11 protein-coding genes and 1 pseudogene are annotated in these 13,554 nt (G+C 69.6%); 1 reads left to right on the top strand and 11 read right to left on the bottom strand.

Features of this window, described 5'->3' with window-relative positions:
* Positions 1-13: 13 nt before the first annotated feature.
* From AC3ENX_RS12660 to AC3ENX_RS12635, 6 genes are all read right to left on the bottom strand, one after another.
* A complete protein-coding gene (locus AC3ENX_RS12660; protein ID WP_434812233.1) occupies positions 14-1,267 on the bottom strand; it encodes an FAD-binding protein in 1,254 nt (417 codons plus the stop codon).
* A 143-nt stretch (positions 1,268-1,410) separates the two neighbouring features.
* Positions 1,411-2,280 (bottom strand): alanyl-tRNA editing protein, encoded by an 870-nt coding sequence (locus tag AC3ENX_RS12655; protein ID WP_434812232.1) that lies wholly within the window; start codon positions 2,278-2,280, stop codon positions 1,411-1,413.
* 89 nt (positions 2,281-2,369) lie between these two features.
* On the bottom strand, positions 2,370-3,014 hold the full coding sequence (locus AC3ENX_RS12650; protein WP_434812231.1) for an FBP domain-containing protein: 645 nt from the start codon (positions 3,012-3,014) through the stop codon (positions 2,370-2,372).
* 88 nt (positions 3,015-3,102) lie between these two features.
* A complete protein-coding gene (locus tag AC3ENX_RS12645; RefSeq protein ID WP_434812230.1) occupies positions 3,103-3,975 on the bottom strand; it encodes a serine hydrolase domain-containing protein in 873 nt (290 codons plus the stop codon).
* A gap of 147 nt (positions 3,976-4,122) precedes the next feature.
* Entirely contained in the window at positions 4,123-4,893 is a 771-nt protein-coding gene (locus AC3ENX_RS12640) for an alpha/beta fold hydrolase (RefSeq protein ID WP_434812229.1), read from the bottom strand.
* Positions 4,894-4,932: 39 nt separating this feature from the next.
* On the bottom strand, positions 4,933-5,247 hold the full coding sequence (locus AC3ENX_RS12635; protein WP_434812228.1) for a hypothetical protein: 315 nt from the start codon (positions 5,245-5,247) through the stop codon (positions 4,933-4,935).
* A gap of 538 nt (positions 5,248-5,785) precedes the next feature.
* Between AC3ENX_RS12635 and AC3ENX_RS12630 the strand changes: the two genes are divergently transcribed.
* Positions 5,786-6,832 (top strand): LacI family DNA-binding transcriptional regulator, encoded by a 1,047-nt coding sequence (locus AC3ENX_RS12630; RefSeq protein ID WP_434812227.1) that lies wholly within the window; start codon positions 5,786-5,788, stop codon positions 6,830-6,832.
* Positions 6,833-6,839: 7 nt separating this feature from the next.
* Here the strand turns inward: AC3ENX_RS12630 and lacZ are convergent, their stop codons facing one another.
* The 5 genes and pseudogenes from lacZ to AC3ENX_RS12605 form a co-directional block, all read right to left on the bottom strand.
* The gene (lacZ, locus tag AC3ENX_RS12625) at positions 6,840-9,896 is read right to left on the bottom strand and encodes a beta-galactosidase, LacZ type (protein ID WP_434812226.1); all 3,057 of its coding nucleotides are present in this window, start codon (positions 9,894-9,896) and stop codon (positions 6,840-6,842) included.
* Positions 9,893-10,711 carry a carbohydrate ABC transporter permease gene (locus AC3ENX_RS12620; protein ID WP_288969874.1) on the bottom strand — a complete coding sequence of 273 codons (819 nt, stop codon included), beginning with the start codon at positions 10,709-10,711 and terminating at the stop codon, positions 9,893-9,895. Before AC3ENX_RS12620 ends, lacZ begins: the two co-directional genes overlap by 4 nt.
* Positions 10,704-11,672, bottom strand: coding sequence for a carbohydrate ABC transporter permease (locus AC3ENX_RS12615; RefSeq protein ID WP_434812225.1), 969 nt, complete (start codon positions 11,670-11,672; stop codon positions 10,704-10,706). The genes AC3ENX_RS12620 and AC3ENX_RS12615 overlap by 8 nt, the downstream gene beginning before the upstream one ends.
* Positions 11,673-11,747: 75 nt before the next feature.
* On the bottom strand, positions 11,748-13,043 hold the full coding sequence (locus AC3ENX_RS12610) for an ABC transporter substrate-binding protein (protein WP_301409183.1): 1,296 nt from the start codon (positions 13,041-13,043) through the stop codon (positions 11,748-11,750).
* Between the two features lie 166 nt (positions 13,044-13,209).
* Positions 13,210-13,374, bottom strand: a pseudogene (locus AC3ENX_RS12605) (integrase core domain-containing protein); the annotation flags it as partial.
* Between the last annotated feature and the right edge of the window lie 180 nt (positions 13,375-13,554).

Below are 13,554 nucleotides of genomic sequence, written 5' to 3'. Positions count from 1 at the left end.
TACGGCCGGGGCGCTACAGCCCGATGCGGTCAAGGAAGGCGTTGCCGAACACGTCGTCGGGGTCGAGGCGGCGACGCAGCGCGGCGAAGTCGTGCCAGCGCGGGTACCGTTCGGCGAGCGCGTCGCCGGGCAGTTCGAAGACCTTGCCCCAGTGCGGCCGGGCGGCCTCGGGCAGCGCTGCCTCGATCGCCGGCAGCAGGGCGCGGACTGCCGGTTCGTCGGGCTTCCAGGTGAAGTGGATGCCGACCGTCGCCGCCCCATGGGCACCCGACAGCCACAGGTCGTCACCGGCCATCGTGCGCACCTCGGTGACCAGCAGCAGCGGCGCGATGCGCGGCGCGAGCGCCCGCAGGGCTTCGACTGCGGCGGGCACCTCGCCGCGCGGCAGCAGGTACTCGGACTGCAGTTCCGCGCCGGCTGACGGCGTGAACGCGAGCCGAAAGTGCGGCAGCCGCTCGAACCACGGCCCGAGCACGCCGCCCTGGTCGGTGGCGGGTGTCGGGTCGACGCCGCGGATCGGATGCCGGGGCCCGTCGGCTGCGACACCCCCGAACGCCGCGAGGTCGGGCGTCTCGCCGCCCTCGCGCGTCTTGACCCAGACCTGGTCGATGGTCTCGGCATCCTGCCAGGTCGTGAACAGGCTCACGCTGTCGCCGGCTGACGTGAGCGTGTCGAAGTCGGCGAGCGCACGGCTCCATCGGACGCGGTCGAAGACGCGCTGCGCGACCCGGTAGTCGGGTTCGACGTCGAGTTCGAGATGCGTGACGATGCCGAGCGCGCCGAGCGCGACGACGGCGCCGGCGAAATCGGCATCCGATCGGGTCAGGCGCAGCGTGCCCCCGCCCGCCGTGATCAGCTCGACGGCCCGCACCTGGGTCGCGAGCGTGCCGATGCGGTCGCCCGACCCATGCGTGCCGGTCGCGACGGCGCCGGCCACCGAGATGTGCGGCAGCGACGCGAGGTTCGCGAGGGCGACGCCGTGGCGCTGCAGCTCGGTGGCGAGTTCGCCGTGGCGGATGCCGGCGGGCACGGTCGCGACGCCGTCCTGCACCGTCACCTGGGCAGGATCGGCGAGCGCGTCGAGCGTCACGAGCAACCCGTCGGTGTCGGCGAGGTCGGTGAAGGTGTGCCGGCTGCCGAGCGCCCGCACCCGCCGCGCCGAGGCGACCACCTCGCGCAGTTCGTCGAGCGACCTCGGCCGCACGAGCCCCGCCGCGCCGTAGCCGACATTGCCCGCCCAGTTGCGCCCCGCGGCCTCGCTCACCATGCCGCCATCCTCACCCGCCACGCGCGCCCCTGTCCACGTGCCGTGTGCAGGAAGACCTGTGACGCATGAGGTCAGTGACCGGGATGCCGCCGCATCCGTCGCAGGACTTCCTGCAGAAGGAATGGCGGCGGTCGGCCTCTGATTCAGACCGCAGGCACCGTCGTCGTCATCGTGACCTCGCGGCCGCCGACCACATCGACGGTTTCGAGCGTCACGGCGATGCCGCGCAGCTGGTGCAGGTCGGTCGTGTGCGTACCGCCGCACGGGATTTCGGCGGTGCCGGCGGCGCTCTCGCACACCCACGTGCGTCGGGCCGAGATGCGGTCGTCGTCACGACGGATGTGCACCGGCCCGCCGGCCTCCGCCCACGCCGTCAGCAGCGCATTCGCGCGCGCCTCGACCGCCGCCATGTCATCGAGCGCGGTCGCCGTGAAGCCCTTGCGGCGCAGCGACTTGCCGATGCGGTAGACGTCGACCGACCCGTGCGGGTGGATGCGGGAGGTCTGGATGGCGGCGGCATCGAAGCCCGGGTTGCCGAACGCGTCGGTGCCGACCGGCTTCGTCCAGGCGTCGGCGAGGGCCGCGTCGAGCGCGAGGGATGCCAGGTGGCACGCCGTGTGGCCGATCGACAGCGCGGTGCGGTGCGCGGCATCCACTTCGACATCGACACGGTCGCCGACCGCAGGCGCGTCACCTTCGAGGATGTGCACGACGACGAACGTCCACCCCTCGGTCGCCATGCGGACGGGCAGGTCGGCGCCGACACGCAGCACGCCCTCGTGGATGCCGCCGGTGACCGCATCGACGACCTCGGCGACCGTGTCAGCGAACCGCAGCCGCCCCCGGTCGGCAGGCTGGTCGGGCCACGCCGTGTCGACCGGGTGGAACGCGGTGCGGTCGAGGATGACGCCGACGCGTCCGCCGTCGAGCGGCTCGACGTGCAGCACCGTGCCGGTCGAGGCCGTGTCGCCGTCGGGGTAGGTGACACGGGTGTCGTCGTCTGGGATCGCCATGGTTCCTCCGTTGGTTCGCGGCGGTGGGTGCGGTGGGCGCGTGGTGCGGGTGTGCGGGTGTGCGGGTGTGCGGGTGTGCGGGTGCTCGATCAGAGCTCGGCGGCGAACGCGGCCGTCAGCATGCGCAGGTCATCGATGCGGCGGTCGCGTGCCGCCTCGCGGTCGAACCCCTCGTACGCCAGCGGCGGCAGTCGGCGCACGTTCGTCGAACACTCGAAGTCTTCGCAGATCAGGGTTCCGACCGCGTCGCCTTTGCGTCCGGCCGGTCCGGATCGCTTGGCGACGTAGAGGACGACGTCGTTGGGCAGCGTCACGTCGCGGCACCACGAGCACTGCGCACGAGCGTTCGGCTTCGCGTCGGCGCGCTGCAGCAGAATGCCGGTGATGCCGCCGTCGTCGTCGAGCCCAGGCACCATCAGATAGGAGCGGCGGGCGAGCTTCGGGTCGCGCCAGCCGAGGTAGTCGAGCCGGTCCCAGTCGAGCGTCTCGAAGTCGGGCGGCAGGGTGAGACTGGCCGCCTCTTTGCGGGACGCGTTGCGGAACGAGGCGCGGATGGTCTGTTCGGTCAGGGGGCGCACGATGCCTCCCCGATCCATCCGAACATGCCTCCAGCGTACGCTCCGGCCACCCGGCGCCGGGCCGCGCCGTGTGATGGCTGCATGCTCGAGATCGAACTCGTCGACGGCGTCCTCGACGCCGAGGCGCTCCCACCATGCCCCACCGTGCCGTGCCATACCGTGAGTCCAAGGTTTACCCGTGAGTCAACCGCTCACAACGGCCGACTCGGGCTCGAATCCCGGACTCACCGAGAATGAGGCGCGCTCAAGAGGCGAGAGCGGATGCCGCGAGCTCAGCGAGGCGGTGGTCCCGGTGCTCTTCGTGCGCCGTGATGGTGACGACGGCATCCGCAGGGTCATCGACGATGACGTACTGGCCGTAGCGGCCGTCGAGCCGCCAGGCGCGGCCGGGTCCCTGCCAGACGCCGAACCCGTAGCGGGACCAGCGACCGTCGGCGCCGGTCGCGAAACTGTCGCGCGCCATCCGCTCGACCCACTCGGTGCTCACGAGCTGTTCACCTTGCCACTGGCCGCGATCGCGCAGCAGCCTGCCGATGCGGGCGAGCTCGTCTGTGCGCAACTCGAGACCGCTGCCGGCGGCGATGTGCCCGAGCGGGCACCGGTGCCACTGCGGGTTGTGGATGCCGAGTGGATCGAACAGCCGCGGCATGAGCCAATCGCGCACATCGCCGACGCGGGCGGCCAGCATGCGCATCGCGACGTAGGGGCTCGCGTCGGTGTACTGGAACGCGGCGCCGGGGGCGGCGGGATGCCGCAGCATCTCGTGCGCGAGATCGTTCCACGGCACGCGTTGGTCAGCGAACCACTGGAAGTCGATGCCGCTGCGCATCGTCAGCAGATGCTCGAGCGTCACGCCCTCCGTGCCGGCGCCCGGCTGCGGTACGTCGAGCACCTCGAGCGCGGCGGTGTCGAGCGCGAGTACGCCTTCGTCGATCGCCATCCCGGCGGCGAGCGCGCAGACGCCCTTCGACACCGAGTACAGGTTGACCCGGTCATCGCTGCGCCATCGGTGTGCGGCCTCGTCGTCGCCGACGAGCACGTGCACCCCGTACGCGCCGAGGCCCTCGGCATCCACTCCCGCGACGATGCGATCCCGCACCCGCACCGCCGCCGTCATGCTCGCACCGCCCCTCTGGGCGTGCACAACTGCGGGGATGCTGCGCGACCCGCCGCATCCGCCCACCCCGAACCGGCGCGTCGGCCACGATCCCCGCAGTTGTGCACGGCAGGCACGGCGGGGAGGGCGGGCGCGATCAGCACGGGGTCAGTCCCAGTCGAGGTAGTCCTCGATGATGGCGGAGGTTTCGCCGGGGTGGGTGGCGGCGAAGAAGTGGCCGCCGCCGTCGACGGAGGTGACGCTCACGAGCGCGGGTGCCGAGGCGCGCACCTCTTCGCCGCCGGCGGGCGGGGTGACGCGGTCGTCGGAACCCTGGATGACGAGCACTGGCACGCCCTCGGCGATCGTCGCCCACTCGGCGGTGGGGGTCGCGGCGAGCGCTGCGCGCTGCATGGGGGCGACCTCGGCGTCGCGCGAGGCCTTGATGATCGTCCAGGCGTGGGCGGCGTCTGCCGTCGTGCCGATGAGCTGCTCGATGACGGCGAGGGCTTCGGCATCGGTCGGGTCGCCGAAGACGACGTCGAGCGCGGCCTGCGCCTCGGCCGACGCGGGCACGGATGCCGTGGCCCCAAGCATCAGCACACCGTTGACGCGGTCGTGGTGGTCGTGCGCGAATGTGCGGGCGACGGCGCCGCCGAACGCGTGACCACCGATCCAGGCGTGGTCGACGCCGAGTTCATCGAGCACATCGAGCACGTCCTTCGCGAGGTCGTGCATCGTGACGCCCTCGGCCGCGCGGCGCGAGCCGATGCGCACGACCTGGAAGTCCTCCTCCGTCAGCACGTGCGCGAGCGTCGCGAGGTAGACGGTGTTGAGGCCCTCGCCGGGCAGCAGCACGATCGCGGGGCCTTCGCCCTCGGTGGCGTAGGGGATGGCCCGGCCATCGGGTTCGAACGTGTGCCTGCGCAGATCGGTCATGCGCCTATTTTCTCAGAGGTCGACGCGTGCTCGTGCGGGTCACTGCGCCCAGTCGACACCGAGTTCACGGAAGGTGCGTTCCGAGCGCACCGCGGCCCGCAGCGCCGACTCGACGCCGCTGACGACGCGGTGCGTCTCGGCGCCGTCCGCGAGGCGGGTGATCCACGCATCCCCGATCACGCGCGGCTCGTCGGCATCGACGACCGCGACGAGCATGCGGGTGAACGCGCCGGTGTGCTCGAGCGGCGCGAGCAGTTCGCCGCCGTCCCGACGCACCCGCAGCAGGTCGGTGAGCAGATGGGTGCGCTCGTGGTGCGTCGTGAACGGGGCGTCGTCGCCGTGCCACTGCTGCACGACGTCGAGCGTGTAGTAGAACCGGATGCCGCCGAGGCGCCGTAGCGCTGCACGTCGCCGATCGCACCGCGCGCGATCCGTTCACGGATCTCGCCGATCGCCGTCGAGCCGAGGCTCTGAAAGCCGATCTGTACGAGGCGGCCCGCCGCTGAGGCGGCGGATCGCAGCGTCTCGAACTCCGCCAGTGTCGCGGTCGGGGGCTTTGGTCATGTCGAACGGTACTCCCCCGACCGATGTCAGCGCAGCCGCCGCGCAGCTCGCGGTCGCCGCGGCCTTCGTCGTGGTCGCGCTGCTCACCTAGGGCATGTCTGACAATTGCCGGGTCCAGGCACGGCCGAGTCGCCGTCCTTCTCACGCTAGTGAAGCGCTCGCTTTGCGGGGTGGCTGTGCTCAGATGTGCACCTCGCCGCCCGCCCTCACCCCACCCCACCGCTGTCCACCACCCCACCGGTGGGTGGGTGAGGGCCGGAGGGAAGGCCGGGGACGGGGGCGCGACCGCGGATTGGTATCGTTCAGGGGGACGCCGGGAGGGTCAGTGGTGGAGCAGCCGGAGGACGCGCGCGTGTGGCGCGCGCCGTCGATCATCGACGTCGCACGTGAGGCCCGGGTCTCGGCGCAGACCGTCTCTCGCGTCGCCAACGGCATGGACATCGTGCGTCCGGTCACCCGCGACAAGGTGCTCGCGGCCATGGACCGGCTCGGCTACCGGCCGAACTCCGCCGCGCGCGCTCTGAAGACCGGCAGGTTCCGCACCCTCGGCGTGATCATGTCCGAGCTCTCCAGCTACGGCAACACCCGAACGCTGGAGGCGTTCGCCAGCGAGGCGTCCCAGGCCGGCTACTCGCTCGCGCTCACCCCGCTGTGGACCATCGCGCAGGCGGGCCTGACCGGCGCGCTCACCCGGATCGCCGACCAGGCGGTCGACGGGCTCATCGTGGTGCTCGAAGAGCATGAGCTGCTCAAGTCCGACCTGAAGCGCATCGCCAAGATCCCCACGGTCGTCGTCACCGCCGGCCGCTCGCATCCCTACGTCGCGATCGACACCGATCAGGCGCAGGGCGCCCGGCTGGCCACCGAGCACCTCCTTTCACTCGGGCACGAGACGGTCTGGCACGTCCGCGGACCCGAGCGCTCGCACGGCGCCAGGGACCGCGCGCAGGCTTGGGCCGACACGCTCCGCGAGCACGGCCGCGTGGTGCCCCCGGTCATGCCGGGTGACTGGAGCCCGGCATCCGGTTACGCGGCGGGGAAGCGACTGGCAGCCGACCCCGCGGTGACGGCGATCTTCGCGTCCAACGACGCGATGGCGCTGGGAGCCATGCGCGCACTGCACGAGGCCGGACGCGACGTGCCCGGCTCGGTCAGCGTCGTCGGCTTCGACGACATGGAGCTCTCCGCCGACTTCCGGCCGCCGCTGACCACGGTGCACCAGTACTTCGACCGTGTCGCCACCGCGGCGGTCGGCATGCTCATCGACCGGATCGAGCACCAGAAGCGCACCACCGCCGACCCGGTGCCCACCGAGCTGATCGTGCGGGCGAGCACCGCGCCGCCCCCGGGATCGGGGACGGCGCGGGTCGGCTGAGCCGGGCTCAGCGGTTCTGGATGCCGCGGAACGCGAACCGGAACTCGAGGTCTCCCGTCGGCAGGAGGTAGCGCTCCAGCGGACGCGAACCCCAGGAGTCGTCGCCGGCGACACCGCGGCGCATCAGCGCCGGCCGCACGATCGTGCGGTGGATGGGAGGCAGCTCGTTGGGATGCAGCGCGCTCTCGATCTCGGCGGGCGTCCAGCTCAGCGCCGAGAACTCCATCGTCGGATCGCCTTCGAAGCGGAGGCCCGCGCCACGGGCATCCGTCACCTCCGCCCAGCGCACCCCGGTGCGATTACCCGCCTCCTGCGGACGGATGTACGGCGTGAGCATCTCGGGGATGCTCCGGTCGTAGACCCCCAGCCGCGCGCCCGCGCGGCGGTCGACGTAGCACTCCTCCGGCCCCTCGCCGTACCAGCGCACCTGGTCGTAATCCGCGGGCATCGCCAGCATCGTGGCGAACTCGGGCATCTGCGGCAGACCCTCGGGCACGTGCATCCGCTGGGTGACCTCCACCCGGCCCGCGCCGTCGACGAGATAACTGAGATCGCAGTGCGTCACGGGCGTCGTCGGCAGCTCGTAGCGGTAGCCGATGCGCACCCCGCCGTCGACCTGCTCGACCGAGATGTCCGCCGGCTCGTGAAACCCGCTGGCGCGGCCGTAACGGCTGGCGAGCAGCCACTGGCCCTCTTCGAACGGGCCGCCCCAGCCCCGCTCGTTCGCGGTCGGCGCATGCCAGAAGTTCGGGGTGACCGCGCCCGAGAGCAGCTCGCGGCCGCCCGTGCGCGTCTCGCCGAAGCGGTACGAGGTCAGCCCGTTGAAGATCCGCGAGAACGTCACGTGGAAGCCGGGCCCGTGCACGCCGATGCTCAGCGTGCCCTCGACCAGGCGCGGCGCGGGCGCCGCGACCTGCGCGGCCGGTGCCGTCGCGCCTGCGGCCGGCTCGCCGACCCTGAGCACGTGCTCGCCGAAGGCGACCTCGTGCCCGGCGGGTGCCCACGCCGTCTCGGTCCGCAGGTGCAGCGAGACGACGATCGCGTACTCGCCCACCGCCGCGGGAATCGCGACCGGCAGCGGGTACACCGCCGACCCGCCCGGCGCGACGTCCGTGTCGACGACGCCGGTGGCCACGACCCGCCCTTCCCGGGAGATCGAGACGCGCGTCTCGTATTCGGCCGACGAGGTCGACATCAGCCGGTTCGTCAGCGCGAACGACGACTCCGACACGTCGACGACGAAGCCCTGGTACAGCCGCTTCATCTCCTGCGCCATCGGCGAGGGGGTGTGGTCGGCGAAGAAGATGCCGTTGCCGCTGAAGTCCTGATCGTGCGGCGCCTCGCCGTTGTCGCCGCCGTAGCCGAAGTACTCGCGGCCGTAGCGATCGCGCATGAGGATCGCCTGATCGGCGAAGTCCCAGATGAAGCCGCCCTGGAACAGCTCGTCACGATACGCGAGCTCGATGTACTCGCCGACCCCGCCGAAGGAGTTGCCCATCGCGTGCGCGTACTCGCACACGATGAACGGCTTGTCGCGGTTGGTGCGCAGATAGTCCTCTACCGCCGCGGCGGGGGTGTACATCTGGCTCGCGATGTCGGTCGTCTCGGGGTACCTCGGGTCCCAGTGCACGCCCTCGTAGTGCACCGGGCGATCGTCGACCGACCGGAACCAGTCGGCCACATCGCGCAGCACCGTGCCGCCGAAGGACTCGTTGCCGCAGGACCAGATCACCACGCTGGCGTGGTTCTTGTCGCGCTCGAGCATGCTGCGGGCACGATCCAGCGCCGCCGGGCGCCATTCGTCGTGGTCGCCGGGCAGGGCGGTGTCGAGCGATTCGCCGTGCAGGCGGATGCGGCTCCACCGGGCGTGCGTCTCGAGGTTCATCTCGTCGATGACCATCAGGCCGTACTCGTCGGCGAGGGCGTAGAACGCCGAGTCGTTCGGGTAGTGGCTGGTGCGCACGGCGTTGACGTTGTGCGCCTTCAGCATCCGGATGTCGGACTCGGTGAGCTCTCGCGACGGCACCCGCCCGTTCAGGCCGAACTCGTGACGGTTGATGCCGTTGAAGACGACCCGGTCGCCGTTGAGCGACAGCACGCCGTTCTCGATGCCGAACCGGCGGATGCCGACTCGCTGCGGGACGACCTCGGTCAGCGCTCCGGCGGCGTCGCGCACCTCGATCACGAGGTCGTACAGGTGCGGATGCTCGGGGCTCCACAGCCGGGGCTCCTCCACCTGCACGACGAAGGCTCCGTCGGCATCCCGCGCGAGCTCGCCGACGCCCTCGATGCGGGCCGAGACGGCGCCGCCCGCCCCGTCGAGCTCCACGCGGACCCGCACCTGGGCGGATGCCAGGTCATCGGCGACCGCGGTGGTCACGCGGATGTCCTCGGCGTGCACCCCGGGGCGCCGGTACAGGGTGACGTCGCGGAAGATGCCCGAGAACCGGAAGAAGTCCTGGTCCTCGAGCCACGAGCCGGCGCTGTAGCTGAACACCTGCGCGGCGATGCGGTTCTCGCCCTCGACCAGCGCGTCGGTGAGATCGAACTCGGCGGGGGTGAAGCTGTCGGTGCTGTAGCCGATGTAGCGGCCGTTCACCCACAGCGCGATCGCGCTCTCCGCGCCGTGGAAGGTGACGCTGAGCCGCTCGCCCTCGGCGAGCGGACAATCGAGCGCGAAGGTGCGCACATAGCATCCGATCGGGTTGTCGCGCTCGGGGACCTGCCCCGGCTCGATGTCCTCCTGGCCGTCCCATGCGTAGCCGACGTTGACGTACTGCGGTCGGTCGTAGCCCTCCAGCTGCAGGTGCGAAGGCACGCGGATGTCGTCCCACCCCGACACATCCCGCGACGGATCGGCGAAGTCGGGCAGCACCTGCCCCTGGTTGCGGGCGCAGAAGAACTTCCACAAGCCGTTCAGCGACTGCTCGAACGCGCTGACCCCCGATCGCGCCTCGTCGAGGTCGGCGAACCAGCGGTGGTCCGAGTGCGCCGGGCGGCGGTTCTCCGAGACGAAGGTCGGGTCGGCGATGCGCTCGATGGCGAAGACGGGATCGAATGTCACTTGATGGCTCCGGTGATGCCCTGTGCGAAGGCGCGCTGCAGGATGAGGAAGATGAGGATGGTCGGGAGGGATGTCAGCAGCACGGCGAGCATGAGCACGCCGTAGTCGGTGACGTATCCGGCCGTGAGGTTGGCGATGAGCATGGGCATCGTCTGCACCGCGTTGTCGAGCAGGATCACACGCGGCCAGAGGAAGTTGTTCCACGAGGCCATGAAGGTGATGACGGCCGCGGCGGCGAAAGTGGACTTCATCGTCGGCACGTAGATGCGCGCGAAGATGGAGAGCTCCTTCAGCCCGTCGATCCGGGCGGCCTCGATGACCTCATACGGGAACGAGCGCGACGCCTGCCGGAACAGCAGGATCAGCAGTGGCGTGGCGATCGAGGGGATGATCACCGCGAACAGCGAGTTGACCATGTCGAACTGCGCGAAGATGCGGAACAGCGGGATCATGATGGCCGCGAACGGGATCATCATCGCCAGCATGAGGATCGCCATCACGACGTCCTTGCCGCGGGAGTGGTAGATCTCGAAGCCGTAGCCCGCGATCGCGCAGACGATCAGCGACAGCACCGTCGTGCCGATGGCGATGAGGGACGAGCTGATCATGGCGGCGCCGAGATCCTGCTGCGTGGTCAGCGCCACCAGATTGTCGATGAAGTGGCCGCCCGGGGTCAGCCGGGATCCGAGGACCTCTCGGGTCGAGTTGGTCGATGAGACCAGCATGAAATACAGCGGGAAGACCGAGAACAGGGCGAACACGGTCAGGAACGCGTAGCCGGGCACGCGTCGCCAGGGAAAGCGTCGACTAGTCACGCTTGTCACCCACCTTCATCTGGATGAGAGCCAGCACCGCGACCATGATCAGGATCACGTACGAGATCGCGGAGGCGTAGCCGACGTTGGGGTTCTTCAGGAATGCGAGCTCGTAGAGGTAGTGCGACATCGACATCGAGTTGTATGACGGCCCGCCCTTGGTGAGCGCCCAGGACTCGTCGAACAGCTGCAGCGTGCCGTTGATCGACATGATCGCGGTGAGCACGATCATCGGCCGCAGCTGCGGCACGGTCACGAACCAGAACGTCTTGAACGCACCGGCGCCGTCGATTCGCGCGGCCTCGAGGGTGGAGTGGTCGACGTTCTGCAGCGCCGCCAGGAAGAAGATCATGTTGTAGCCGGTCCACCGCCACAGCAGGCCGATGATGATCACGAACCGCGCGGTCCCCGGCTCGCCGAGCCAGTTGAGCGGGTCGTGCATGAGGCCGACCGCCATGAGGACGTCGTTGACCAGTCCGTCCGTGGCGAACATGGTGCGGAAAACCAGCGAGTACGAGACCAGCGAGACGGCGCACGGCAGGAAGATCATCGTGCGCCAGAGGGCCTTGCCCCTCAGCTTCGGGTCGTTCAGCAGGTTGGCCAGCACCATCGCCAGGATCAGCATGATCGGCACCTGGACCACCAGGTAGAACACCGTGTTGAACATGGTGAGCTTGAAGATCTCGTCGTCGAGCAGCCGGGCGAAGTTCGACCACAGCGGCTCCGCCCAGTTCAGCCGTGATCCCCGGCCGGTCTGCAACGAGAGGACGAATGCCTGGATCATCGGCACGAAGCTCAGCAGCGTGATCAGGAGGGCTGCCGGCAGAAGGAACCCCCACCCGGTGAGGTTGCGTCGCCGTGCGGTGTTCAGCCACGGTCCGCGCGGGGTGAAGTCCGGTGGAGGGGTGCTCCGCCCCCGCCGGCGGGAGCCGTCGGAGGTCACGATCGCCTGGGTCGCCACGATGCGTACTCGCTTTCCATTGCTTCGGAACAGGACGCTCGGGCGGGGCGTCGTGCCCCGCCCGAGCGGAGAGGGTCAGTTCATCGCGAACTCGACGTTGGCCTGGGCCTCGTCGAGCGCATCCTCGATGCTGGTGCCGCCGATGACCTTGGTCATCGCCGCGCTGACCGCATCACGACCTTCGAAGAAGTAGACGCCGGTGTTGCTGCTGGGCACCTCGGCGCCGAACTCGACGACCTTCTGGAAGATCGGCTGCCCGCTGAAGAACGCGCTCGGCTCGGCGTACACGCTGCTCTCGCCGGCGGGGATCCAGTTCGCGACCGCACCGGCCTTCGGCAGGATCGTGTCGTAGAAGTCGGTCGATCCCGCGAAGGTGGATGCCAGGAAGTCGGCGGCGAGCGTCGCGTCGCCGGTGGAGCTGATCGCCCAGGACGAACCGCCGTTGGCCGAGTAGTTCGTGGCGTCGGGCACGCCGTCGAGCTTCGGCAGGTCGGTGACGGCCCACTTCCCCGCCTGGTCCTCAGCGGTCTGGATCGACCCGGCGATCCAGATGCCGTTGATGGTGCCGGCGACAGAGCCGTTGACGAAGCTGCTGATGTACTCGTCCCACGAGTTGACCTCGACGAACACGCCGGACTCGACCAGCTCGGTGTACACCTCGATGGCGTCGATCAGCACATCGTTGCCGGCGATCGTGGGCTGACCGTCCTTGTCGAACAGGCTCCCCCCGGCGGACTGCAGGATGATCGACAGCAGGTCGGACGAGCCGGCGATGCCGGAGAGCAGCGGCTTGCCGGTCTTGGCCAGCACGTCCTTGCCCTTCGTGATGAAGTCGTCCCAGGTGGTGCTGGTGAAGTCGTCGATGGTGTATCCGGCCTGCTCCAGCACGTCGGTGCGCAGGGCCGAGACCGCGGTGCCCGAGTCGAAGGGCACACCGTAGTTGACGTCGTCGATCGTGGAGTAGGCGGTGACGCTCTGGGGGAACTCCGAGAAGTCGATGTCGGCGTCGGCGTAGTCGCCGAACACGTCGGGATAGTTGATGACGTTCTTCTGGAACGCGCTGTTCTGCATGAGGAAGATGTCGGGCAGCTCGTCGAACTGCTGCGACTGGGCGATGGTGGTGAGCTTGGCCTGCAGGTCGTCCCAGGGCGTCTCCACGATCTTCAGCTCGAAGTCGGGGTGGTCCTTCTGGTAGACCTTCTCGGCCTCCTTCATCGCATAGATGTTGAAGGAGGGGTCCCAGGCCCAGACGGTCAGGGTGTTGCCGTCGCCGGAGCCCTCGGCGTCGCCACCGCTGCCGCATGCGGTCAGCGCGAACAGGGGAAGGATCGCCGCGGCGGCCATCGCCGCAGCCTTTGTCATGCGCTTCATCGAAGCATGTCCTCTCGGGGGGGATTCAGGTGGCCACGGAACGACTCCTCGGCCCTGCCACGACGTCCACGTCACTGGCAATTGCCAAAATGATCACGTAAACATTCTGCGTCAGGCAAGTCCTGTTACGCAATCGTGACCTTACCGGCGCGGGTCAGCGGGTCGATCAGAACCGCTCCCGCCGCCGGCTGCGCCGCGGCTCCGCGATGGGAGGCCGGCGGTCGTGGTTGTATTCGGTCTTCCAGTCGCCGATCACGACCTGGGCGTGGAGCAGCGAGTAGAAGCTGTTGATGTTCAGGCACTCGTCGCGGAGCCTGCTCTCGGCATCCTCGCCTTCACTTCGGCGAGGTCACCCGTGGCCAGGCCTCTCGCCCTCGCTGCGCCACCGGCGACATCCTCCGCTTCGCGAGGTCACCATGGACGAGCCCCTCGCTGGGCGACGCGTGCGTCCCGTCATGGCCTGAGACCTCACATCACCGACGGGGCCCTGCCGAGAGACGATCCTCACGGT

It is taken from the genome of Microbacterium sp. bgisy189, assembly GCF_057707225.1.
Note: the sequence above shows the minus strand (reverse complement) of the source record. Positions and strands in the feature narration are given on the sequence as shown.